The organism is Spirosoma montaniterrae, from assembly GCF_001988955.1.
Classification (GTDB): Bacteria; Bacteroidota; Bacteroidia; order Cytophagales; family Spirosomataceae; genus Spirosoma; species Spirosoma montaniterrae.
In genome coordinates this window covers 3882210-3907153 of the sequence record NZ_CP014263.1, presented here as the reverse complement: position 1 = coordinate 3907153, position 24944 = coordinate 3882210, and the positions used below count along the sequence as shown (strand labels likewise).

At 53.2% G+C, this 24944-nt stretch carries 22 protein-coding genes; 6 read left to right on the top strand and 16 right to left on the bottom strand.

Translation table 11 applies throughout. From position 1 onward, the window contains the following. Positions 1–94 precede the first annotated feature (94 nt). Both panD and moeB read right to left on the bottom strand, forming a co-directional pair. Positions 95–448, bottom strand: a complete 354-nt coding sequence (gene panD, locus AWR27_RS16835; RefSeq protein WP_077132243.1) for an aspartate 1-decarboxylase — start codon at positions 446–448, stop codon at positions 95–97. A 144-nt stretch (positions 449–592) separates the two neighbouring features. Beyond that, entirely contained in the window at positions 593–1735 is a 1143-nt protein-coding gene (gene moeB, locus AWR27_RS16830) for a molybdopterin-synthase adenylyltransferase MoeB (protein WP_077132242.1), read from the bottom strand. Positions 1736–2001: 266 nt separating this feature from the next. Here moeB and AWR27_RS16825 point away from each other — a divergent pair, with 266 nt between their 5' ends. Continuing rightward, positions 2002–2727 carry a 3-keto-disaccharide hydrolase gene (locus tag AWR27_RS16825; protein WP_077132241.1) on the top strand — a complete coding sequence of 242 codons (726 nt, stop codon included), beginning with the start codon at positions 2002–2004 and terminating at the stop codon, positions 2725–2727. 95 nt (positions 2728–2822) lie between these two features. After that, positions 2823–3701: a hydroxypyruvate isomerase family protein gene (locus tag AWR27_RS16820; RefSeq protein WP_077132240.1), complete on the top strand. Its 879-nt coding sequence runs from the start codon at positions 2823–2825 to the stop codon at positions 3699–3701. Between the two features lie 63 nt (positions 3702–3764). Here AWR27_RS16820 and AWR27_RS16815 read toward each other — a convergent pair whose 3' ends face one another. From AWR27_RS16815 to AWR27_RS16805, 3 genes are all read right to left on the bottom strand, one after another. Then, entirely contained in the window at positions 3765–5456 is a 1692-nt protein-coding gene (locus tag AWR27_RS16815; protein ID WP_077132239.1) for a hypothetical protein, read from the bottom strand. A gap of 290 nt (positions 5457–5746) precedes the next feature. Next, positions 5747–6109, bottom strand: coding sequence for a LytR/AlgR family response regulator transcription factor (locus AWR27_RS16810; protein WP_077132238.1), 363 nt, complete (start codon positions 6107–6109; stop codon positions 5747–5749). A gap of 216 nt (positions 6110–6325) precedes the next feature. Then, positions 6326–8245: an ATP-binding protein gene (locus tag AWR27_RS16805; protein ID WP_083732885.1), complete on the bottom strand. Its 1920-nt coding sequence runs from the start codon at positions 8243–8245 to the stop codon at positions 6326–6328. Between the two features lie 166 nt (positions 8246–8411). Between AWR27_RS16805 and AWR27_RS16800 the strand changes: the two genes are divergently transcribed. After that, positions 8412–9032, top strand: coding sequence for a response regulator transcription factor (locus AWR27_RS16800; RefSeq protein ID WP_077132236.1), 621 nt, complete (start codon positions 8412–8414; stop codon positions 9030–9032). An 8-nt stretch (positions 9033–9040) separates the two neighbouring features. On the opposite strand, the gene AWR27_RS16795 is transcribed toward AWR27_RS16800, so the two are convergent. The 4 genes from AWR27_RS16795 to AWR27_RS16780 all read right to left on the bottom strand — a co-directional run bounded on the left by AWR27_RS16795 (position 9041) and on the right by AWR27_RS16780 (position 14767). Beyond that, positions 9041–9913 (bottom strand): glycosyltransferase family protein, encoded by an 873-nt coding sequence (locus AWR27_RS16795; RefSeq protein ID WP_077132235.1) that lies wholly within the window; start codon positions 9911–9913, stop codon positions 9041–9043. 90 nt (positions 9914–10003) lie between these two features. Then, on the bottom strand, positions 10004–11686 hold the full coding sequence (locus AWR27_RS16790; protein WP_077132234.1) for a GMC oxidoreductase: 1683 nt from the start codon (positions 11684–11686) through the stop codon (positions 10004–10006). Between the two features lies 1 nt (position 11687). Then, positions 11688–13412 carry a GMC oxidoreductase gene (locus tag AWR27_RS16785; protein WP_077132233.1) on the bottom strand — a complete coding sequence of 575 codons (1725 nt, stop codon included), beginning with the start codon at positions 13410–13412 and terminating at the stop codon, positions 11688–11690. Between the two features lie 122 nt (positions 13413–13534). Continuing rightward, positions 13535–14767, bottom strand: coding sequence for a PQQ-dependent sugar dehydrogenase (locus AWR27_RS16780; protein ID WP_077132232.1), 1233 nt, complete (start codon positions 14765–14767; stop codon positions 13535–13537). Between the two features lie 223 nt (positions 14768–14990). Here AWR27_RS16780 and AWR27_RS16775 point away from each other — a divergent pair, with 223 nt between their 5' ends. Beyond that, a complete protein-coding gene (locus AWR27_RS16775; RefSeq protein WP_077132231.1) occupies positions 14991–15260 on the top strand; it encodes an ArsR/SmtB family transcription factor in 270 nt (89 codons plus the stop codon). Positions 15261–15343: 83 nt separating this feature from the next. Beyond that, positions 15344–16438 carry an alkene reductase gene (locus AWR27_RS16770; protein ID WP_077132230.1) on the top strand — a complete coding sequence of 365 codons (1095 nt, stop codon included), beginning with the start codon at positions 15344–15346 and terminating at the stop codon, positions 16436–16438. Between the two features lie 87 nt (positions 16439–16525). Here the strand turns inward: AWR27_RS16770 and purQ are convergent, their stop codons facing one another. The 6 genes from purQ to ahcY form a co-directional block, all read right to left on the bottom strand. Beyond that, positions 16526–17212 carry a phosphoribosylformylglycinamidine synthase subunit PurQ gene (purQ, locus tag AWR27_RS16765; RefSeq protein WP_077132229.1) on the bottom strand — a complete coding sequence of 229 codons (687 nt, stop codon included), beginning with the start codon at positions 17210–17212 and terminating at the stop codon, positions 16526–16528. 103 nt (positions 17213–17315) lie between these two features. Continuing rightward, positions 17316–18230: a bifunctional metallophosphatase/5'-nucleotidase gene (locus AWR27_RS16760; RefSeq protein WP_077132228.1), complete on the bottom strand. Its 915-nt coding sequence runs from the start codon at positions 18228–18230 to the stop codon at positions 17316–17318. Further along, entirely contained in the window at positions 18208–18951 is a 744-nt protein-coding gene (locus tag AWR27_RS16755) for a membrane lipoprotein lipid attachment site-containing protein (RefSeq protein WP_077132227.1), read from the bottom strand. The genes AWR27_RS16760 and AWR27_RS16755 overlap by 23 nt, the downstream gene beginning before the upstream one ends. Before the next feature lie 167 nt (positions 18952–19118). Beyond that, positions 19119–20783, bottom strand: a complete 1665-nt coding sequence (locus AWR27_RS16750) for a M1 family metallopeptidase (RefSeq protein WP_077132226.1) — start codon at positions 20781–20783, stop codon at positions 19119–19121. Positions 20784–20856: 73 nt separating this feature from the next. After that, a complete protein-coding gene (locus AWR27_RS16745; protein WP_077132225.1) occupies positions 20857–22011 on the bottom strand; it encodes a hypothetical protein in 1155 nt (384 codons plus the stop codon). 316 nt (positions 22012–22327) lie between these two features. After that, the gene (ahcY, locus tag AWR27_RS16740; protein ID WP_077132224.1) at positions 22328–23638 is read right to left on the bottom strand and encodes an adenosylhomocysteinase; all 1311 of its coding nucleotides are present in this window, start codon (positions 23636–23638) and stop codon (positions 22328–22330) included. Between the two features lie 199 nt (positions 23639–23837). On the opposite strand from ahcY, the gene AWR27_RS16735 reads away from it, so the two are divergent. Continuing rightward, positions 23838–24281 carry a DUF2147 domain-containing protein gene (locus tag AWR27_RS16735; protein ID WP_232325860.1) on the top strand — a complete coding sequence of 148 codons (444 nt, stop codon included), beginning with the start codon at positions 23838–23840 and terminating at the stop codon, positions 24279–24281. A gap of 3 nt (positions 24282–24284) precedes the next feature. Here AWR27_RS16735 and AWR27_RS16730 read toward each other — a convergent pair whose 3' ends face one another. Further along, a complete protein-coding gene (locus AWR27_RS16730) occupies positions 24285–24926 on the bottom strand; it encodes a GDSL-type esterase/lipase family protein (RefSeq protein ID WP_077132223.1) in 642 nt (213 codons plus the stop codon). Positions 24927–24944 lie beyond the last annotated feature (18 nt).

Below are 24944 nucleotides of genomic sequence, written 5' to 3'. Positions count from 1 at the left end.
TTTCCAGCCGCGTTACTGGATGACAAAAAACTCCGCTACAAAGTAACGGAGTTTCACCCAGATGGGCGTTAAACGTTTGTGAACGGCAGGCAGGTCACGTGTTGACCAGCCGGTTATTATCGTCCGGGAAAACAACGGTAGGTTTGTGGGTCTTCGCTTCGTCAATGGTCATCATGGCATACGAAATGATAATGACAATATCGCCGACCTGTGCCCGCCGGGCGGCTGCGCCATTCAGACAGATGATTCCTGTACCGCGCTCCCCTTTAATGACATACGTAATCAGCCGCTCACCGTTGTTGTTATTTACGACGTGAACCTGCTCATTTTCAACGAGGCCAGCCGCGTCCATCAGGTCTTCGTCGATGGTGATGCTGCCGACATAATTTAGTTCGGCCTGTGTGACCCGAACGCGGTGAAGTTTGGATTTTAATAAGTTGACGAACATGGCATTCAGTGATCAGTGAACAGCCAACAACCAACAGTGGCGTTCGGTTCACGGTATTCTGTGCTGCAAAAATAACCAACGGTGAACAGGTTTTACGGAAACGCACCGCGCAACTGTTGGCTGCTGGCTGATAATTGTTCACTGTCAATACACGGCCATTTCGGGTTCAATTTCGAGTGCCCAGGCGTGAATGCCGCCTTCGAGGTTGTAAAGGTTCGTGAGGCCCTCCTGCGCGTAGAGATACTGCGCTACGTTGGCCGAGCGGATGCCGTGATGACAATAGACCACAACGGGCCGGTCGGTTGGAATGCGTTTACGATTGTTCGGTATCATACCTACCGGAATCAGCACGGCACCGTCTAAGTGGCACAGATCAAATTCGGGCCGTTCGCGAACGTCGAGCAGAAAAATGTCTTCGCCCTGGGAAAGTCGGTCGGCCAATTCTTGGGGCGACAGTTTTTTTGGCCCCGACTCGACCGGTGCGGGCCGCGTCCCGAGCAATCCTTTGCGGGCCAGTTCGTCGGCGTCGGCCCGGCGTTTCGTTTTGATTTTCTGTTGCTGCATGGTTAGCAGGTCAATCATCAGCAGGTGTTCGGTTAGCGGCTGGCCGATGCCGGTGATAAGCTTGATAACTTCGCTGGCCTGATACGTGCCAACCACACCCGGCAACACGCCCAATACGCCCGTAACGGCACAGTTGGGAATCTCGATCGCATTAGGTTCTTCGGGAAACAGACAGCGGTAGGTTGGCCCGCGCCGGGTTGGGGCTGAATTTGTTAGTTCAGCATTCAGTACGGCTACCTGCCCTTCAAAACGGTGAATGGCACCATATACAAACGGTTTGCCGAGTGTTACACAAACGTCGTTGACTACGTACCGAACCTTAAAATTGTCGGTGCAGTCAACTACTATGTCATATTTCTCGATAAGAGTGCGGGCGTTGCTTAAATCAAGTGCGGTAGAATACGTGTCGAACGTCAGATCGGGATTGAGCCGGTTGAGGTGGCTCACAGCCATTTTTGCCTTTGGTTTTCCAACCTGATCGGTTGTATAGAGCACCTGCCGTTGCAGGTTGCTCAGGTCAACCACATCGGGGTCGATAATGCCGATGGTGCCTACGCCAGCCGCCGTTAAATACAGTAATACCGGACACCCCAGTCCGCCGGCCCCTACCACCAGTACACGGGCATTTTTTAGCCGTAATTGGCCGGTAGTGCCTATTTCGGGCAGGTTCAGGTGCTTTTGATAACGTTGTTTTTCGGCAGGAATAAGGGTCGTTGCTTCCATGATGGTGTTGGGTACTTGCGTGTGTTACGTAGTTCTATTGAAACAAATTTAGGGGGCGTAAAATTGCATCTATTTTGCTTTTTAACCAGCCTGATTGGGTAATGAGAATAGTCTTTGTGCTTTTTGAATACAGCAGCGTTTTGGCTGGATTGACCCCGCTGCCCCTGTTGATGGTAACGTTTTTTGGGTTTATCCAGAATGATACGAATAAACTTTGTTAGTTTACAGCACTCCAACGCACAATCTATTATCAATTTGCTTAAATCATGAACAAATTTCGCATCTCATTTGCCGGTTTACTGGCCGTGGCTTTTTTACTCAACAGCCTATCCGTAGAGGCCAATCCAACACCTCTGAAGCCCAAAAAAGGGAAGTGGGAATCACTCTTCGACGGAAAAACCCTGACCGGCTGGCACAACTATCTCAAAGCCGGGCAACCCGTTTCCGACAAGTGGACGGTCGATAACGGGGCTATTCACTACGCTGGTGGCCGGGGCGGTGGCGACATCGTTTCCGACAAAGAATACACCAACTTTGAACTTGAAATTGAGTGGAAAATTGCTGAAGGCGGCAACAGCGGTATCATTTACCGCGTTCACGAAGACCCGAAATTCAAAGCCACCTACCAAACCGGCCCCGAAATGCAGGTCTTAGACAACGAACGCCATCCCGACGCCAAGCAGGGTCGCGATGGAAACCGCACTGCCGGAGCCTTGTACGATTTGCAAAAACCCATCACGCCCAATGCTGCCAAACCCGCCGGTGAGTGGAACAAAGCCCGGTTGGTAGTTAACAACGGTCGCGCCGAACACTATCTGAACGGCAAGAAAATAGCCGATTACCCGACCTCCGGCCCCGAATGGGACGCAATGGTAGCCGAAAGCAAGTTCAAAGGCTGGGAAGGTTTTGGTAAATACGCAACTGGTCATATCGCCCTGCAAGACCACGGCGACAAAGTCTGGTATCGCAACATTCGCATTCGGGAGCTGTAGAGACGCAAGATTTTGCGTCTCTGACACCGGATGGTTTTGCTGACGCACGAGGAGACGCAAAGGGTTGCGTCTCTACATGTAAAATAAACAAACGTATGTTCCGCCGACACGCACTCAAGACCATAACCGGCACAGCCCTGACGCTGCCTGCCCTTACGCAATCATTTGCTGAAACTATGACCACGTCAACCGCCGATGCCGCAGCCCCGGCCCTGAAAGGTAATATCAACCATTCGGTATGCCGGTGGTGCTACAGCAAAATTCCGCTCGAAGACCTCTGCAAAGCGGCCAAAGACATCGGTATTAAATCTATCGAACTGACCGGCCCCAGCGAATGGCCTGTCTTGAAAAAATACGGCCTGACGTCGGCTCTGCCGCAGGGGGCAGGTTTGGGCATCGAACGCGGTTTCAACGATCCCAAACTGCACGATGAGTTGGTTGCCAGCTACGAGGCCGTTTTCCCAAAACTGAAAGAGGCCGGGCTGAATACTATAATCTGCTTTTCGGGCAACCGACGCGGCATGAGCGATGAAGAAGGAGCTAAAAATTGCGCTACTGGCCTGAAACGCCTGATGCCGAGTGCTGAAAAATACGGCATTACCATCATAATGGAATTGCTCAACAGCAAGGTCGATCACAAAGATTACATGTGCGATCACACGGCCTGGGGCGTGGATATGTGTAAACAGGTCGGTTCGCCGAACATTAAACTGCTCTATGACATCTATCATATGCAGATTATGGAGGGCGACATCATCCGCACCATCCGGCAGCACAAAGATTATATCGGCCATTACCATACGGGCGGCAACCCCGGACGTAACGAAATCGACAACACACAGGAGATTTATTACCCCGCCGTAATGAAGGCCATTGTTGAAACCGGCTTTAAGGGCTACGTAGCGCAGGAGTTCATCCCCAAACGTGACCCGCTCACGAGCCTGAAAGAGGCCGTGTTGCTATGTGATGTGTAAGCCATCGTCAATCTAAAAAAAGCCGCGCCTGTTCTCAAGCGCGGCTTTTTGCTTGGCTTTACGCTACCTCACGCGGCTAATTTCGCTTGTTTGGGTAACATTGGCCATATTACTGTTGCCATTCTGGGTAATGGTGGCCGTGTTGTTGGCTGTTGCCCCAGACGTGATGGTCTGGTTTAGTATAAGCTGGTTGTTCATACCGGTCTGGCTCAGATTGCCCAGGTTAAATTTGGTGGCCGTTGCGTCATCGGCGGTTTGCGTAACTACTAAACTGTTGCCCGAACCATCTTGTGACGCGCCCGTTTTATACGTTTGCGTATTGGCCGGAAAGCGGGCTTCGGCAGGCCCGGTCACCACGTTGTAGTTGCCCGACTGTTCGACGGTGGCTGTGTTGCTGCTGCCTTTCTGAACGGCAATGGCTGTATTGAATGACCCCTCCTGCATAATGGATGCCCGGTTGGCCGTACTTGTTGAGGACGCAAAGCCCTGCTCCACCTGCGCGAAGTTGCGCTCTCCAGCGGTGGTCTGGTTCTGACCAATGCTGATGGTATTGCTGGTAGCTGAACTCTGGTAGGTGGCTGCCTGGTTTTTTGCGCTGCCCGTAACAGTGGCCGATCCCTGCCGGATGGTGGCTACATTGTCCGATCCCAAGACCTGCGACGTAGCGGCTTTGTGCTGATCACCGTACTGAATGATAGTGGCTTCGTCGCGGAGCGAACCGAACTCCTGCTGAACGTAGGCTTCTGACTTGTTGCCCGACACTTGCTGAACGTAGGCAACGCTGTTGGTGCTGTTGTTTTTCTGCAAGATTTCAATCAGGCCGTTGGTACCCGTTTGCAGGGCCGAAGCCGAGTTCATGCTGCTGGTACCCGACTGGTCGATGGTGGCCTCGTTGCTGCCCGGCACGGCTATCGTGGCATCGGTAGCTCCCTGGAAGATTACAGCCGAGTTGTCCGAACTTAGCCTTTGAGTCACCGTAGCGGTATTATTGTTGCTGGTCTGGGTTACCTTGCTTAGGCTATTCTGGCTCTGGTTCTGATTGATGCTGGCCGTGTTGCCACTCACCGATATGTCAACGCTGCCCTCATCGAAGGCCGTCGGGCGGGTATTGATGCCCTGAAAAATCTCGGCCTTGCCGCTTGTGGCTCCGCCCGACTGAGTAATTGTACCCGTGTTGCTGAACCCCTGCTGCCAGATCTCGCCAAAATTGGCTTTGGTCCCCCCTTTGTTCTGCATAATAGTGGCCGTATTGCTCACCCCCTTTTGCCAAACTCCAGCCCAGTTGCCTGCCGTAGCCGCGATGCCCGTGCGTGCGCCCGTTTGCTGCGCGGTGCCTCCACTGTTGTTCTGCTCCAGGGTTGCCGTGTTGCTCCCTCCTTCGGTGTCCGTGCTGCTCTGCTGCGTGACAGCCGCCCGGTTGAAGGTGGCCGTACCATTTTGGTTGATCGTGGACGTGTGGCCACTACCGGTCTGATTACTGATGCCGAGGTTATTTGTGTTGCCGCCCACGGTACCCACCTGACTGATGGTTGAGGTCAGACCCGACCCACCCCCATTGCCCTGCCCCTGGCTGGCCGTGGCCGTGTTGCTGGTACCTATCTGGGTAACTGTAACTGCGTTGGGTTGAGGCAGAGACTGGGGTTGCTCTTCGGCCGGTTTTTCTTCTTCTGCCGGTTGTTGTTCTTGCTGTGCGAAGCTGGTTCCGGCAAGAAGGCAATAGAAAATAACAATAAAGAGAGTACGCAGTGTACGCATGATTGTGGTTTGTTTATGTGTTAAAAAAAGTTTACTCGATTCTCATTATTGGCGCAGGCTGCTGTACTTGTAGCTACATATACGGTGTTGGCCACCACATACACATACGCCACATACAGTAGTGTTACCCAGACTCCTGCATTGGGGTTTGCTGGCGAACTGGTCGCAGACGGCTAAACAAGTAGTGGCATAGCGTTTGGTAAGAAATGGACTGGATGAGCCTATGAAAGAAAAGGCACTCGGTTTGGGGTACAAAATGTCAGGTCAGCCCACTTTTTTACATTGATTGATCAATTTGCCGGTTGCGACAGCCACGCCCGCACCAGCATCCACTGCCGACGCGAGATGGGTAGTTGCTCGCCCGTGGTCAGAGACATCAAACGCTGATCGGCAAGCCCGCGCTCGACCCCGGCCACAAAACGCCGGTTAACAATGTACCCCCGATGCAGCCGCACAAAGTCGCTGGCGGGCAGACAGGGCATGAAATAGCTCAGCGAACGCGGCACCAGCAGCCGATCTCCATCAGCCCATACCAGCCAGGTATAGTTCAGTTCCGACTGGGCATAACACAACGCTGACAGCGGGCGACGTTCGCGCCCACGGTCACGCCCCAGGTAGAGTAGCAGGCTTGGCGAACTATTGGAGACAACCATACGAGTAGCGGGGAAATAAACTAATAGTTTTTGGCAATGAGCAGACAAGAGATGCGGAAGCTGGACGGGTAGAAGATGCCGCATATAGTCACATAACAGCGGTATTTATAGCACTACCCGGCCATTCATACATGTCACAAAGCACCTGGTTTGGTGAGCCAAAAAAAATACCTCGACCGAGGTATTTTTAGGGGTATTTGGAGCTGAAACGCGGGGTCAGCTCATTTTTTTACGCTTATTGTGGGGAATGCTCAGGAAAACACTCGTACCCGTAGGCACCGGGTCGAAGCGGAGGGTAATCTGGGCCAGCTCAGCCCGTTTAAACATATTTTGCAGACCAATACCCGTATTTTGGACAGCGGTCAGGTCGAAACCAGCTCCATCATCTTCTACGACTACTTCAATGAATTGATCGTCGCAGAAAAACTGTACATAGGCTACGCTCGCACCCGAATGCCGGACTGTGTTGGTGAGTAATTCCTGTAGAATACCATAAATGCTCTGCTGCTGAATTTGGGGCAGGGAGTTGGCTTTTTTTTCAGTATAATCCTGAAAAATAAACCGAATGGGCGCAAAGTCATTGAATCGGCTCACCAGCGTCTCTACCTTTTCGGTCAGGGGCCGGTCGTCGTCTTTCACCAGATTATGGCTCAGAAAACGCAGTTCCGTAATGGCATCACGGATAAGCTGATGAGGTTTGTCGGAGTTTTGCTGTGTGCTGGTAATATACCCCAACGCCGAAGCCAGCGTATTGCCAACCTGATCGTGCAGGTCGCGTCCAATGCGTTCAATTTCTTCCCGGCGCAGGGTATCCATATGTTGCCGGGTTGTCGAGACCTGTTTTTGCAGCCGCTGCTTAGTCACCAGTTCCCGTCGAAACTGCGACGCAATCAGGTAGGTGAGCATGGCTATTAGCAGCAGCGGGTTCTGAGCCGGATACTTCAGCAGCGACACATCATTTCCCTGAATCAGCTCACTCAGTTGCTTCACTATCACATCGCCCATGAGCAGCAGGAAAAACAGGCCGATATACACAATACCCGCCCGCCGGTAGGCAACAAAGCTGAAGTAACCAATCCATATCAGATTGACAAGGCTCATGCCGGTCATGATCCGGTTGATGGGAAGCTTGGTGTAGGCGTAAAAGTGGGGCGGCAACAGGTGCAGCAGGATACAGACACTGCAAATGCCGATGAGGGTCCACATGACCGGTTTGTACCAGCGAAACTCCCGGATAATGGGCTTGATAGCCTGGTAAATGAATAGTTGAACGGTAATGTCTAACAACAGCTTGATGTTAGTGCCAATGGTAATGCTGGTGAATGAAGTCGATTCAGGATAGGGCAATGGACTCAGGTAGCCATAGAAAAAGGAGACCTGCAACGTAATCATGAGCATCATGAAGCCGAATGTGCTCATAAGTGGGCTGGGCGCAGCAACGCCAATGAACAGCGAAATGATCCCGATGATCAGGCAGGTAAAGATGATTAGCCACTCCCGAATGATATCGCTGAGCGTATCGTTCAGAAAGGAGTGCCGACTGCTTAGTTTGAGATCAAACTCATGGTAGCCCACATATGCGTTCGTTCGGAGCAGTACGCCCACCTGCTGGCCCGGCGACAGCGTGATGGGGAAAGCATGCCGATAACTGAGAAAAAACCGATTGGCCAGGGGAGTATCGTTCAGCAGCGTGGCTATTGAATCGAGCCGGTTGGCCATTGATGGCCCCGTCCGTTCCAGAAACAGCGTTGCCCGCGAGCAGCGATGCTGTGGCATCGACAACACAACGTTTTTCGATGTGTCGGATGCATTGTCGAGCCTGAAGTAAACCCAGCCTTCGGGAACTGCGGACGAATGGCCATGAGCAATGACATGCCCGTTTCGATTTGGCACAAAACTCTGCCGGATACGCCCCTGCAAACTTGTCAGCGACTCGCCCGGCACCAGCCGAAATGCCGGTGCAATCAACACCCGGTTGTTAAGCGATGTGTGGCTGAATGAATCGGTCAGGCTGTAGCCAAATCCATCCAGGTTTAGTAACGATGAAGAAGAAAAAACGTCCAGCAGCGTTAACACCACCAGCCCAACTCCATACAGGCTAAGCCCCACTGTTAAACTAAATTTGGGCATAGACATGGATATTGACGCACCCGCAAAAATAAAAATTCTGCGTATTTATTCAGTTAGTAAACAAATATAGACTACTATGAATTAGTATATCTTGGTGGTTCAGAAGATACCGAAGCCGATTTCGACTTAGCCCCCGGCGGCACCATTATGCCGCTGAAAATAATCCTTTACGATGCCGACCCGAACCATTCTTATTGACGACCACCGGCTGTTCAACGACGGGTTGAGTTTAGTGCTGCGCGAGTCAGCCGATTTTGTGGTTGTTGAACAGGTCTATGACAGCCGCCGGGCGTTTGCAGCCTGTAGTCAACACGCCCCCGACCTGGTACTGGTCGATTTTAATATGCCGCACCTCGACGGTCTGGCGGTGGTAGAGCAATTGAAGCAACTCCCCAGGCCCTGCAAGGTTGTGGTCATCAGCATGTATGCCGAAAAGCGTGAAATTGCCCGGTTCAACGCCCTGAATGTAGCGGGCTACATCGCCAAAACCGTTGCCGCCGACCGCCTGCTGTCTTTGCTGCGGCAGATAATGCAAGGCCAATACGTTATTGAAACCGATACCGGGCAAAACCCTGCCCAGTCTCCTGCCGACACGTTTCGGGTGAAATACGGGCTGACCAAACGCGAAATCGAGATTCTGAAACGGGTGAAACAGGGACTAACCACCGAGCAGATTGCCGATGTACTAAGTTTGAGCTACTTCACCGTGCAGACTCATCGTAAAAACATTAGTCAGAAATTACCGTTCGATACCAAAAAAGACTTTTACGATTTTCTGGAGACGCTGGACTGAAGACGGAGTCAAATTCGCTTATAATTTTTATACTCTCCAATGCGCCAGCCGGTTAGCTTTTCGATGAAGGTTAACAGGGCAACGCGGGGGGAGTATTTTTTTTGGCGCGTGTCGAACGAAAACGGCCAGTTCAGCCGGTCGACGCGGGGTTGCATTACGGCGGGGTGGGTGCCGCTGAAGTGCGCCAGCGAGTCGATTTTGCTGTAATCGAACGCATCGACGGTGGCGTGGGCTTTATCGATGGTGTTGGCGTCGTTCCAGAAGTGGTTGGCATTTTTGAGCCGTTTCTTCTGCGTTTCGGGCGGTTTTACCCAGCCGTAATGATAAATCCAGGCGTCAATCAATTTTACCCGTAGTTTCTGCCCGTCGCGGGTGCGAAAACCCTGCGCGTCTTTGTACGACAGTACGTTGCCCGTATTCCGAATAACCCGAATTTCGCGCCGATACCACTGCCTCGAATCGCCCACGTAGCTGTACGAGCCGTAGAAATGTAAGTAGTTGAACAACAGACCGTCTACGCTTTTGTCGTTCAGGTGCGTTTGCATGGCCTCGCGCACAACGGGCAGGTAGTGCTCGTGCAACACTTCGTCGCCCTGAATGTAAAAAGCCCAGTCGACATCGGGCGATACGGCGGCAAGGGCTTTGTCGGTTTCCTGCGCCAGTACGCGCCCGCCCAGCCGCGCCGATTCGTCCCAAACGGTATGGATGATTCGGATTTTGTCGGACGGAATGGTTTCGATCAGGGCCAGCGTATCGTCGTCGGAGTTGCCCACGGCCACGACAAACTCATCGCAAAGGGGCAGCACCGACGTGATGGCTTCAACAATCGGGTAATCGAACTGAACGGCGTTTCGGATAAACGTAAAACCAGCTACTTTCATGCCGTAAAGATAGCTTTAACCGTGAACAGCCAACAGTTACGGAGAACTGCACCGCGCGCTTGTCGTCTGTTGGCAGTTCACTGCCCGTTGTTAAAGGTTCCCCCGTTTCATCTCTTTTCCGGCAAAATCGGCGGCACGGGCGGTGAGAGCCATGTACGTCAGCGAGGGGTTTTGGCTGGCCGACGACGCCATGCATGAGCCGTCGGTGATGAATACGTTTTTGGCTGCGTGAAGCTGATTGTGGCTGTTGAGCATACTTGTCTTCGGATCGCGGCCCATGCGGGCGGTACCCATTTCGTGAATCGAGAAACCTAATACGTTTACGTCATCTCGGATTTGTACGTTCTTCACGCCCATCGCTTCAAGCATTTCTGCCGACGTAGTACCCATGTCCTTACGCATGGCGGCTTCGTTCTCACGGAAACGGGCGTCGATGGTCAGCGTGGGCAGGCCCCAGGCGTCGGTTAGCTGCCGGTTCAGCATCACCTGATTGTCGAAGTAGGGCAGGCATTCGCCGTAGGCACGCAACCCCGCCGACCATGGGCCGGGTTGCGTGGCCTGTTCTTTCAGGTCAGCCCCGAAACCGGGTTGGTTGAGCACGCGGCCCCATCCGGCGCGACTGGCTCCGCCGTAGGACGTATAGCCGCGCAGAAAATCGGTGCGGGACGTAGCGGGCGATACGTTGCGGAAACGCGGAATGATGCAGTCGGTGGGTCGGCGGCCGTAGTGGTATTTGTCTAAAAAACCATCGACCGTTCCCCAGGCACCGATGTTTTTCTGGTGGTCCATGAGGTAATGGCCCAGTACGCCACTGTCGTTGCCGAAGCCATTCGGGAAGCGGTTAGACGTGGAGTTGAGCAGCAACCAGGTGGTATTCAGCGTACCGGCGTTCAAAAACAGCAGCCGGGCCGAAAACTCGTGCCACTGCCGCGTTTCAGCGTCCAGCACCCGCACGCCCGTCGCTCGTTGAGTTTTGGGATCAAACAACACCTCAGTAACAATCGAATTAGGCCGCAGCGTGAGCCGCCCCGTGCGCTGAGCGTCGGGAATTGTGGCCGATACGCTGCTGAAGTAGCCGCCGTAAGGGCATCCCCGCTCGCACAAACTTCGCGCCTGACACAGCCCGCGACCCCGGTGGGCCGTGGTCAGGTGCGCCACCCGCTGAATGGTCATGCGCCGTTCGGGAAAAGCCGCTTCGAGTTTGCCCTTCATGTGCTTCTCCACGCAGTTCAGCTCAAAAGGCGGCAGAAACTCGCTGTCGGGCAGTTGGGGCAGGTTTTCTTTGGAGCCGCTGATGCCCACGTAGCGTTCAACGTAGCTATACCAGGGCGCGAGGTCGGTGTAGCGGATGGGCCAGTCGGTGCCATAACCATCGCGGGCGTTGGCCGTAAAGTCGAGGTCGCTCCAACGGTAAGTAGCCCGGCCCCACAGCAGTGATTTACCGCCAGTCTGGTAGCCACGTATCCACCAGAACGGCTGTTTCTGCGTGTATGGCGACTCTGTATCCTTTACGTAAAACTGTTGTGTGGCCGGGCCGAATGCATAGTTGTTGCTCTGAATCGGGTAATCCTGCAAAACCGCCTGCGTATCGCGACCTAAACGGGGCACTTCCCACGGATTCCAGTTGGCGGTCGGGTAGTCTTTGACGTGTTCTACCAGCCGCCCCCGTTCGAGCAGGAGTACGCGCAGTCCCTTCTGTGTCAGCTCTTTCGCTGCCCAGCCGCCCGTAATGCCGGAGCCAACAACGATGGCGTCATAACGTTGGGTACTCATGCTATAAACTCCCGCGTTTCATTTCTTTCACGGCGAAATCGGCGGCTCTGGCGGTAAGGGCCATGTAGGTCAATGACGGGTTCTGGCAGGCCGAGGAGGTCATACTGGCCCCATCGGTGACGAATACATTTTTAGCCCCCCACACCTGATTATGATTGTTCAGTACAGACGTTTTGGGGTCGCGGCCCATGCGGGCAGTGCCCATTTCGTGAATGGCAAGGCCAGGATTCTGGTGGTTATCGAACGCAAACGTGACTTTTACGCCAGCCGATTCAAGCATCTGTTTGGCCTGCTCGATGGCGTCGGCGGTCATTTTGTCTTCGTTTTCACCCCAGGCACAGTCAATGTCGAGTGTGGGCATACCCCACTGGTCTTTTTTGTCGTGGTTCAGCTTCACGAAGTTTTCGTAGCGGGGCAGCATTTCGCCCATTGCCGTCAGGCTCATCGTCCATTGGCCGGGGCGGGTGAGAGCTTCCTTAAACTCGGCTCCGAAGCCCTCTATGCCATTGCCGCGTCCCCAGCTTTCACGCCCGGCCCCGCCTGCATAAGCAAAACCGCGCACATAATCGGGTCGCTTATCACTGAGTACATTACGGAAACGCGGCACATACACGCCCGTTGGCCTTCGCCCGTAATAATACATATCATCGAACTCCCTGCCTTCATACACGCCCCCCACGCGGCCCCGGTAATTATGGTCCATCAGGTAATGACCCAGCGCACCGCTGTCGTTACCCAGCCCATTCGGGAAGCGGCTCGACGTTGAATTGAGCAGAATAAGCGTGCTGTTGAGCGTAGCCGCGTTCACGAAAACGATACGGGCAAAATAATCCGTCATCTGTTTCGTGTTCGTGTCAATTACCCGAACGCCCGTAGCTTTGCCCTTTTTCTCGTCGTAAATAATAGAATGGACGGTAGAGAAAGGCCGGATGGTGAGCTTTCCGGTTTTGGCAGCAGCGGGCAGGGTGGCCGAGTTGCTGCTGAAATAGGCACCAAATAAACACCCCCTTGCACACCAGTTGCGGGCCTGACAATCAGCCCGCCCCAGTGCCGTATGCACCGGCTGCGCTTTCGAGAGGTTGGCGGTGCGGCTGATAATCAGATGCCGGTCGGGATGCGTTTTTTTCCAGACGTCGCGGGCGTGTTTTTCAAGACAAAACATCTCGAAGGGCGGCAGAAACTCACCATCGGGCAGGGTACTCAGGCCATCTTTATTGCCCGAAATACCAGCAAATTTTTCCACATAGCTGTACCACGGAGCGAGGTCTTCGTAGCGAATCGGCCAATCGACGCCGTGACCGTCGGTCAGGTTATCAGTAAAATTGAATGGTGCCCAGCGTTGCGTCCACCGCGCCCACAGCAGCGATTTGCCACCGACCTGATAGCCCCGTGTCCAGTCGAACGGCTTAATTTGCTGAAACGGGTGGTCTTTTTCGTTGACGAAAAAATGGCCCGAATATTCGTTGAAGGCGTAGCCGGTTTTGCTGTTGATCGGGTTTGCCTGTACTTTTTCGAGCGGATAGCGGCCCCGGTGCTGCATCTCCCACGGGTTCGACATGGTAGTGGGGTAATCCGTTACGTGCTCGATGGGCCGTCCGCGCTCCAGTACCAGTGTTCGTAAACCTTTCTGTGTCAGTTCTTTTGCGGCCCAGCCGCCCGATATGCCCGATCCAATTACGATGGCGTCATACGTGTTTTGGGCCGTAGCGTCGATGTTGAAGTTCATACAATATGAAAGACGAGCAACGCTAAATTTACCCAAAACCAATGGTTTTCCCTACCTTTTCAACATAGTTTTTACCGCGAGGGCGCGAAGGAGTTTCTTAACGTCCTCGCGGTGAGAAAAAATTATTGCCGACTAACGCGGTACATCACGCCGTTGTTATCTTCCGTGAATACCAGCGATCCATCGGGCAGGGTAGCAATGCCTACCGGACGGCCAAACTGCGCCTGATTGTTGTTGACCAGAAAGCCAGTTACAAAATCAGTAGCCCGAACGGGTTTGCCGTTCTCGAAATTCACATGCACGACTTTATAACCCGACGGTTGCGAGCGGTTCCAGGAGCCACGCATGGTAACGAAGGCATCGTTTTGGTAATCAGCCGAAAACGCGCCTGCTGCCGACGTTGGGGCTGTGTAGAAGACCATCGCAAGCGGGGCCGCATGGGCCTCGTAAAGCAAAACGGGCAGGGTAGTGCGGGCCAGAATCTGTGCGTAGGTAGTATCGCCCATCGGACGTGGGTGCGGGTTATAGTTGCCATCGCCGTAGATGTACGGCCAGCCGTAAAAGCTGTTCTGCTTAATCTGGTTCAGTTCTTCCGGCTGCTGTTCGTCGCCAAGCCAGTCGATGCCGTGATCGAAGCCCCAAAGTTCGCCGGTTTGTGGGTGCCAGCCAAAGCCGATAGTGTTACGTAAGCCACGGGCAAAAACAATCCGGTTCGAGCCGTCGGCGTTGGCACGCAGTATGGTGGCGTGTTCTACGTTGGGTTCGGCGCAGGCATTGCAGGTGCTGCCGACCGTGATGTAGAGATAACCATCTGGGCCAAAGGCAATGGTTCGATTTGGGTGCTGACCGGCGTCGGGCAAGTTGTTGATGAGCGTTTGCGATTGCCCCAGTGTACCGTCGCTGTTGATAGGAGCTGAATACAACTCGTTGATTGCCACAATGTACAGCTTACCATCGCGGATAGTAAGGCCATGCGCGTTTCTGATATTGGCAACTACCTGTTTCAGATCGGCTACTCCGTCGGCGTTCGTATCGCGCAGGAGCGTTACGGTTCCCGCAGCGCGATCCGACACGTAAATCTGCCCCGACGGGCTAACGGCAATCATCCGTGGTTTACCCAGGCCGTCGGCAAATTTAGTAATCCGAAACCCTGACGGTACGCGTAGCTGGGCAATTCGCTCGTCGGTGGCAGGCACAAGGGCTGGTTCAAACACGCTGCCCGTTACCTGCGCGGTAGTGGGTTGGTCGTTTCTCTCAGGAACCTGAAGTTTTACAGGCTCGTCTTTTTCGCAGGCTGTCAGTAGCGACAGCAAAGCCATGCTACCGAGCATAGCACTCAGTTGGAAAAGTTTCATATAGTTTGTTGAGTAAATAATCTTTTAATCCTACCAAATTGATGTAGATATATAGAACCACCCAGTGTGCGTCGGGTTGCCAAACCTGAGGGAACGGGAAAGAAGCTTACGTTTCAGCTAAATACGGTGGCGACGTGCGGATAAAACGCCGTTCCCGAAATGATTTTGTTTCTTTACTAAAGATATCGTTGATTCGCTCCCTGAGATACGCTAACTACCCCCTATGGAACATCGCTTTGTTGAAAAGGCTACCGGAGCCATTGCCGATAAATACCGGCTGTCTATTTTACTGGAGTTATCGAATAAAGGTAGCCTGACGTGCAGCGATGTTCAGGAACTCACGGGCCTGTCGCAGCCGTGTGTGTCGCATCATGTTAAGCTACTGACGGAGAGCGGGTTGGTGAACGCCCGCAAGGAAGGCCGCAACCTGTATCTGACACTCAACAAGGAGTCTCTGCAACTACTATCGGGCTTTCTGACCAAACTAACTTAATTAATTTGATCATAAACATTTAAACTTTTAAATATTTAGTTGAGTTGATATGCCGTAACGGCGTGTAAAAATGACATAAATCAATGGCAAAAAAACTGTTTTCGGAAGCTCATTTGAGCCAATTGTCTCTGGCTAATCATATCGCGATGGCACCCATGACCCGTAACCGGGCCACTGCCGACCACCTGCCCACCGACATTATGGCTACCTACTACGCACAACGAGCGTCGGTTGGGTTGATCATAACGGAAGGAACGGCTCCGTCGCCCAATGGCGAGGGTTACGCTCGTATTCCGGGTATCCACAGCGACGCGCAGGTGGCAGGCTGGCGTAAGGTTACGGATGCCGTTCATGCCGAGGGCGGAAAAATTTTCATGCAGTTGATGCACACGGGCCGCATCGGTCATCGGCTGAACCTAACCGAAACTGCCGAGGTCATTGCCCCATCGGCTATTGCTGCCAATGGGCAGATTTACACCGATCAGGCCGGAATGCAGGACCACCCAACTCCCCGTGCTTTAACCACCGAGGAGGTGAAACAAACCGTACAGGAATTTGTGAAAGCAGCCCAAAACGCTGTAGAAGCCGGATTTGATGGTGTTGAGTTACACGGTGCCAATGGTTACCTGATCGAACAGTTTATCAGCCCCGGCACAAATCAGCGCACCGACGAATATGGCGGCAGCGTTGAGAATCGGAGCCGTTTCCTGCTCGAAGTAGCCGAAGCAACCGGTAAGGCCATCGGTTTCGATAAAGTGGGCGTTCGGTTGTCGCCCTACGGCCTCTTCAATGACATTGCGCCCTACGCCGAGACTGACGAGACCTATCGATACATTGCCGAAAAACTGAATGACCTCGGCGTGGTGTACGTACACTTGGTCGACCATGAGTCGATGGGTGCGCCTGCCGTGCCAGCGCATATTGTATCGGACATCCGTGACCGTTTTAAAGGCACGCTGATTCTGAGTGGCGGCTACGACGCCGACCGGGCCGAGGAAGTCCTGCAAAGCGGTAGAGCCGATTTGGTGGCGTTTGGCCGACCTGTATTGGCAAACCCTGATTTTGTGGCCCGCCTTCAGGCTGGTGTCGAACTGAATCAGCCCGACTTCTCTACGTTCTATACGCCCGGCGAAAAAGGCTACACAGACTATCCGGTGCTTGAGGCCGAGAACGCATAAAGGGTACAGGGTAAAAAAGGTGTAGGGTGTAAGTACTTCCAGCGGAGCCACTTACACCCTACACCTTTTTACCCTACCACTCAATTCTTAAACCATCACCGCTCTTAGCATCTGTTCGAGAATGATACGCCCGTCGGTGTTGCCCAGCATGGGGTCGGCGGCTCGTTCGGGGTGAGGCATCATGCCAAACACGTTTTTATTCGCGTTGCATACACCGGCAATGTTTTCCAGACTGCCATTCGGATTAGCGTTGTCGGTGATATTGCCAGCTTCGTCGCAGTAGCGAAACAGCACTTGCCCGTTGTCGTTCAACGACTTGAGTGTATCGGCGTCGGCAAAGTAGCGGCCTTCGCCGTGGGCCATCGGAATTTTGTAGGCCCGTCTGTCGAGATCAGCCGTCAGCAACGCATCAGTCGATTCGGGGCGGAGATAAATGTTTTTGCAGATGTACTGCTGATTGGTGTTTCGGAGCAATACGCCCGGCACAAGATTAGCTTCGGCCAGAATCTGGAAGCCGTTGCAGAAGCCAATGAGGTAGCCACCCCGATTGGCGTGGGCAATGACTTCGGTCATAATAGGCGAAAACCGCGCTACAGCCCCCGTGCGAAGATAGTCGCCGTAAGAGAAGCCGCCGGGCAGAATAATGAAGTCGCAGCCTTGCAGGTCGTGGTCTTTGTGCCAGAGTTTCACAACGGGTTGCCCCATCAGTTCGAGAGCATCAACCGCGTCCTGATCGCAGTTCGAGCCGGGAAATACAACAACGCCAAATTTCATGTCGCAAAGATACAGCGAAGGGGAACACGGATTTTACAGATTGAACGGATCAACACGGATTTTATGTAGAAATCTGCGTCAATCCGTTGCATCCGTGTTCCCCTTACCTGATCTCCATTGCCTGCCCCGAAACGGTGGCTTTGCCGCGTTCGAACGTGAGGTCGATTCGGCCCAGGTTGATGCCCGCAAACCCAACCTGATTAATCCAGACGGGTTTATTATCAAGATTGTTGACTGTCACGGGAGCGTCTAAGAACGTGTGCGTATGTCCACCGATAATCAGGTCGATGTTTCGGCTTTTGGCGGCCAGAACATTGTCTGAAACGGTCGGGCCATCGTACTTGAAACCGAGGTGCGACAAACACACTACGAAATCGCATTTTTCGTTCTGACGCAGTTTGCCCGCCATGTCGTTACCTATTTCAATGGGGTCAAGGTATTTGGTTTCGCGGTAGGCATCTTTCGGAATCAGTCCATCGGGCCGAATGCCGAGACCGAATACGCCGATACGGACGCCATCGCGTCGAAAAATTTTGTAGGGCATCGTGTGCCCATCCATGACCGTGTTCTTAAAATCGTAGTTGGCAATCAATACCGGGAACGTGGCTTTGCCAAACTGCGTCACCATGTTGTCGATGCCACCGTCGAAGTCGTGATTGCCGAGCGTTCCGGCGTCGTAGCCGAGTTGGTTCATAGCCAGAATTTCCGGTTCGCCTTTATAGAGGTTGAAATACGGCGTTCCCTGAAACACGTCGCCCGCATCGAACAGCAGCACGTTGGCCTGTTGCTGCCGAATCTGCCGGAGTAGCGTTGCCCGACGCGCCACCCCGCCCCGGCCCGCGTTGCGGCCCCCATCCATCGGAAACGGATCGAGTCGGCTGTGTACGTCGTTGGTATGCAGAATGGTAATCGACGTAGCTTTCCGGGCGGCCAGCACGTCGGGGGTTATCGACCCAACCACGGCGGCAGTACCCAGCAGTTTCAAAAATTGGCGTCTATTCGAGGCTGATGCGTCCATCGGTAACGGGATTGAGTGGTTGACCCGATTTACCCTGCTGCCGGAAATAGTCGATCAGGGCATCGCGGATGAGGTAGTTGATGTTTTCGCGCTTGATTGGGTTCTTCAGGAAGCCGGCATTGTCGCCCCCGTCAGCTACGTAATCGCTCATGGCAACTACGTAGGTTTCGCCCGGCTGAAGCGTTCGTCCGTTGGTAAACGCAACGTTCTGCGCCTGCCCATTGCGGATTTTGGTCCGTATGCCGCCCATAACCAGCTTATTACCGCTGGCGAAGTGATTCATCAGTTGTTGCAGCATCGCGCCTGTCATGGTCATCACAACCAATTGATTATCAAACGGCATCACTTCAAAAATTGACCCGGTCGTAATGTTGCCTTCGGGCAGATTGTTACGTATACCGCCGAAGTTCAGGTGCGAGCAGTCGATGGGTTTGCCGTAGCGTTGGATGGATTGCTGTAGGAGGGCGTCGGTGAGCAGGTTGTTGAGCGGGCCGTCGGGCTGACCTTTTTCGATGCGGCCCGTTGAGCGGGTCAGCACCTCATTCATGGTTTGGTTCAACTTCTGCCGGTATGGGTCCAGAAAGCGGGACACGCTACTGTCGGCGGGGGCCGCTATCGAATCGACACCGATGCGCGTAGCCGTTCGATTTGTCAGATGATAGCCCGGATTACAGGCCGACAACCCGGCAAGTATCAGAGCAAAAAAGAGGAGTTTTTTCATTCGTTCCAGGCAGTGCTTGATTGATGGTTTGTGTTACGCGACGCTGTTCGGGATATTCATCCCGAACGTTTTAATAGCGGACATGCGTCCGCGTTTGTTGGCTTTCCAACGCGGATGTATATCCGCTGTTACGTCGTTCGGGATGAATATCCCGAACAGCGTCGCGCTCAGTTGGTGGTTTGTGTTGCTGCATGTAGGGCGAATAACCCCTGATTCATGTTGATCGCGAAGCCTTCTGCTGTGTTGCCGGGCAACGGCGCAACTTTCCATTCCTGACCGGGTACAAGCGTTTGCCACTGTCCCGCACCTGTCTTGATTTGTACGGGCAGGTTAAAACCAGCGACGTTACTCTGCCACCGATACCGGATTGTTGGCCTGCTTTTGTCGGTGGTGTCGATGCTATAGTCAAAAATGGGCAGTTTCGGATGGCGCAGGTACTGATTGAACAGCGGGCGCAGATTAATGCCGGTCTTCTGGCATAGAAAATCAACAACTTCGTCGGTGTACACGATAGACAGCCGTTTCTCGGTCGCCAGTGCTTTGATGGCTGCAAACCACTTGGCGTCGTCGTTCACGGCGAAGCGCAGGGTGTGGAGCATCCAGGAGCCTTTGTAGTAGATATCGGTATCTTTCTGATCGGCGTTGACGCCCAGCGGCCCCAGCATAGGGTGTTCATTTTTAATGAGTTTACGCTGGTTATTCAGGTACTCGATGGTGCGCGGCAACCCCTGCGTACACTCCATAAACAGAGCTTCGGCGTAGGTCGTAAACGATTCGTGAATCCACATTTCGGCGTGGTCGGCGCAACTCAGGCTATTGCCAAAGTATTCGTGTCCGCTCTCGTGGATAATGATGAAGTCGAAACCAAACGGATTATTGCGGTATTTGTTGCCGTAGGCTACTGCACTTTGGTGTTCCATACCCCAGTACGGCGTTTCGACTAATTTGTACCCATCACGCCAGAAGGGGTATTTGCCAAAGTGGGTTTCATAACACGCCAGCATGGGTTTTACCTGCTCAAAATGCGCCTTCGCTTTTTCCACGTTACCCGGCAGCACGTAATAATCCAGGGCCAGTTTCTGCCCGTCTTTGGCCGTGTACGTATCAGAAAAATGCGCGTAGTCGGTGATGTTAAGCGTAACGTTATAGTTATTGATTGGGTAGTTCACAAACCACGTCCATTCAGTTTGCCGACCGTTATTAACCGGTTTCTGGCCCCGAAACTGCCCGTTTGCCACGCAGGTCAGGCCCGTTGGTACGCGGCAGCGAATACGCATCGAATCGGGTTCGTCGGAGAGGTGGTCTTTGTTGGGCCACCACAAACTTGCGCCCGTGCCTTCGCAGGCTACCGTTACCCAATCGGCGTTTTGGGCCGTTGTCGTGTCTTTGCGCCACACAAAACCACCGTCCCAGGGCGGGTTTTTAGCCACCTGTGGCCGCCCGCTGTAACTGATGGTGAGTTCGCGAACCTGCCCGGTGTTTTGTTTGTCGGCCATCGTGATAAAAATGGCATTACCGTCGCGTGTGTAGCGAAGCGGTTTTTTATTTTGTGTAATCGACAGCACCTGCATGTTGGCAAACAGGTCGATTTGCATCCGCTGAAACGGCGTTGCCACTTTGTAGCGAATGGTATTACTGCCTGCAATAGACCGCGTAGCCGGGTCAACGCTTAAACTCAGGTCGTAGAACAGCACGTTGTAGCTGGTGCGTTCGGGCCGCAAACCGCCCCGCAGCGAGTCGGCGCGGGTAAAGCGTTCGGACGTTTGGGCGAGCGTTTGAAACGCAGCAAAGCAGAAAAGCAAGCCGCAGCGGGCTACAGCAGAAAGGCGCATGAAGGAGAGATAATCTATATCGTAAAGATAATCGATTAGCCTCAAAGAGTATGTTGCTATCTGAACCGAAACATCAAATACCGTTTCCCGATAGCGGAATCACGGTACGTTCGGAGCGGTAGTTCACTTTGCGCATTCGTCCGAAGCCACCTATGCCGATTTGCAGGTTCAGCAACCCGCCCGAAAAAGGTTTTCCATTCAGCATGGGGCTATACGAAATTTTGGTCCGCACGAACCAGAAACTGTCGTCGGAGCGGTCGTCCCGGCGGGCGTTGCTGCCAAATTTCAGATCAAACAGCAGCCCGGCAGCAGGAGCATGGTTGAGCAGCGAATGGGTCTTGTAACGTTCGTCGTCTCGGTTGCGGGGCGACAATTCGAGCAGCCGATAACCGAAATAAGGAATCAGCCGGGCGCGGGGCGAATCGTAGGTAATATGACCTAACCCGGCTTCGAGTAGAGTAGAGCTAACACGCATCCCTGTCTCCCACGTCAGATTTTGATGCGAAAAACCGGATCGGATTGTACCGTTATACAGCGTGGGATGTATGAGTAACAGGGTACGCCCAATGGCTACGTCGAGACCAAACGCTATGCCAGCCTGCGGGTTGAGCGATTGCGCTACCGGGCCAATTGGCACCGCACCGCCACCGCCTGCAAAAAAGCCATACCCAACTTTCGATGCGCGATAAATTGTCTGAACATCAGGCGTTTCGTAAAGTCGCTGCACCACCTGTTGTTGCCAGCGTTGCAGCGTCGCCAGATCATCGCCCCCGCCCGTTTCGGCCCGGAAACGATTTACTTCAGAGCCTAATTCTGAATTGGTCAGGTACTCAATTTGCTTTGCCTGTTGTTTAAAATTACGGTCGGCACCCAAGGCAATGAGTTTGGCTTTCATCTGCCGCGTATGAATCTCCACCAGGTCGAAGAGCACCTGATTGTAGGCTAACGTCCGTTCGTTACGGGCCGTTTCTGATACCCACGACAGATTTCTGAACATCAGGCAAAAGGCTTCGATGGCGGGCGCACTACGAAACCCAATCGGTTTGGCTTCGTAGGCAATCTGGTAATAAAATTCGGAGCCGCCCAAACCGGGTTGCGTTGGTGAGCGAAAATCAGACAATTGCAGCCGACGTGTTGCGCTCCAGTGCAGGGTGTCAATAACGGTCTGCTGCGCATGAGCGGGCAGAAACGTTGTCAACAGAAACAGCACGGATAACAGTCGGTTCATTGTCTGCCAATGCTTAAGAGATAATCTCGCTTAAACGCAAAGCGAAGCCGGGCAATACGTCGTCGCCCGTTAGGGTTTCATAGTGAAATGACCATCAAAATCACTACCAACAAATATAAAAAAATCTGAACCAGGATTAGCCAGGATTTACAAGATTGGTCAGGATTGATTTGTGGCAGGCGATGCCCGAATCGTTCTACTTCCGCCAATCAAAGAAGCGCAGCGTAGAATCCTGTTGAATCTTGAAAGTCTTCGCTAATCCCGGTTCAGATATCCTGTTTAATCTTGTAAATCTCAGCTAATCCTGGTTCGGATTTTAATAGCGGTACATTTCCGATTTGAACGGACCGTCGATGTTGACGCCGATGTAGTCGGCTTGCTCCTGCTCCATCGGTTCGAGCTTCGCGCCAACGTGGGCCAGGTGCATAGCGGCTACTTTCTCGTCAAGCTTTTTGGGCAGTACATACACTTTGTTTTCGTACTTGTCAGAGTTGGCCCACAGTTCGAGTTGTGCCAGTGTCTGGTTGGCAAACGAACAAGACATCACAAAACTGGGGTGCCCCATCGCACAGCCAAGGTTTACCAGCCGACCTTCGGCCAGCACGATGATTTCTTTACCATCGATCTCGTACATGTCGACCTGCGGCTTGATTTGGCTCTTGCTGTGGCCGTAGTTCTCGTTCAGCCACGCCATGTCGATCTCATTATCGAAGTGGCCGATGTTACACACAATCGACTTATCGCGCATGGCCCGGAAATGCCGGTCTTTGATGATGCGCACATTGCCCGTGGCCGTTACGAAGATGTTGGCGCGGGTTACGGCCTCGTCCATCGGCACCACCTCGTAGCCATCCATAGCGGCCTGCAAAGCGCAGATTGGGTCGATTTCCGTAACTAATACGCGGCATCCGGCACCCCGCAACGACTCAGCCGAGCCTTTGCCTACATCGCCATAGCCAGCTACAACGGCCACTTTGCCAGCCAGCATAAGGTCGGTAGCCCGGCGTATAGCATCGACCAGCGACTCGCGGCAGCCGTATTTATTATCGAATTTCGACTTCGTTACTGAGTCGTTTACGTTGATGGCAGGCAAGTGGAGCGTACCGTTTTTCATACGCTCATACAGGCGGTGAACCCCGGTTGTGGTTTCTTCCGACAGCCCTTTGATGCCTGAAATCAGTTCAGGATATACATCGAAGACCATATTCGTCAGGTCGCCACCATCGTCGAGAATCATGTTGAGCGGCTTGCGATCTTCGCCAAAAAACAGCGTTTGTTCGATGCACCAGTTGAACTCTTCTTCGTTCATGCCCTTCCAGGCGTATACCGGAATACCGGCAGCCGCAATGGCCGCAGCGGCATGGTCCTGCGTTGAGAAAATATTGCACGACGACCAGGTTACGTCGGCACCCAGTTCAACCAGCGTTTCGATAAGAACGGCGGTTTGAATGGTCATGTGCAGGCAACCCGCAATACGGGCACCAGCCAGCGGTTTGGTGGGGCCATATTCGGCCCGGAGACCCATCAGGCCCGGCATTTCGGCTTCGGCAAGCCGGATTTCCTTGCGGCCCCACTCGGCCAGCGCAATGTCTTTTACCTTATAGGGAACGTAAGTGGCAGTTTGCATTTCAGTTAACAGTTAACAGCCAATAGCATTGTAGGCTGCTGGCCCGGTTGTTTTCTTAGTAAAGTGCAAAAATAGAGTGCAACGGGCAGAAAGACTAACCGATGCGTATTTTCGTGATTAAGCGGCTAAAAATTTACCAGTTCGGTGGTTTTTGTCGTTTATAATAAGCAACGCTGTTCTTGAAGTAATTAATTTATACATGACCCGGCTTGTCTCAACGCTGCTTTTCTATTTCGCTTTTTCGATGGTTGCTTCTGCCGACAATCCCGACGCTATTCTGGGTAAATGGCTGAGTTCCAAAGGAAAAAATCAGGTACAAATCTATAAACAGGGCGGGCGGTACTTTGGTCGCATGGTCTGGATGGCCGAACCCAACGACCCGGCTACCAACAAACCCAAAACCGACCGGCTCAATCCTGATGTAAAACTCCGCAGCCGCCCGCTGATGCACCTGACCATGATGACTAACCTGCGCTATAAAGGCAACAACGTCTGGACCGACGGGCAAGTGTATAACCCCGAAGATGGCCGGACCTATGGCTGTGAGCTAACCTTGCGCGATGCTAACTCGCTCGATATAAGCGGTTATGTAATGGGCCTCGGTTTCCTGAAAAAAACACGCACCTGGACGCGGGTCAAATAGCCATTAGCGCAGTACGGGCCGAATAGCCTGTGCCCAAAGCCGGTATCCGCTGGCGTTCATGTGCAGGCTGTCGGCCCGAAACAGCGACCCAATGGGCCGACCATTGGGCTGGAGCATAACTGGCCGGATGTCAACGAATTGAACACGCCGTTGCTGGCGTAAAAATTGTTCGATAAGCCGATTTGCCTTGCCTATCTCAGCCGCATAGTGCCAACGCGATGGACTTGGTTTAATGGCAATATAGACGAACGGAACACCGGGCAACCGCTTCCGAACGTAGCGAAAGAGCGTCACGAATCGCTCGTAGGTTTGATGCCCTGTTTGTTTCCCGGTGGCAATGTCATTTTCGCCCGCATAAAGTACAATCTGTTTCGGTTGATAGCGAACAATAATCCGGTCGGCATACCGGATAACATCGCTCAATTGTGAGCCGCCAAACCCCCTATTCAGTACGGGCTTGTCGGGAAAGTCGGCTGTCAGGCTGCTCCAGAATCGGATAGACGAACTGCCTACAAACAGAATTGGCCGCGCGGGCGGGGGCGTCAGGCTATCCGCCCGCTCAAATGCTCGAATTTCCGACTCGAAAGGTGGTGCGGACTGAATAAAGGCGATTACGCCAATAACAATGAAGATAATCCTGAGCATGGTGCCGATTTTGTGAAG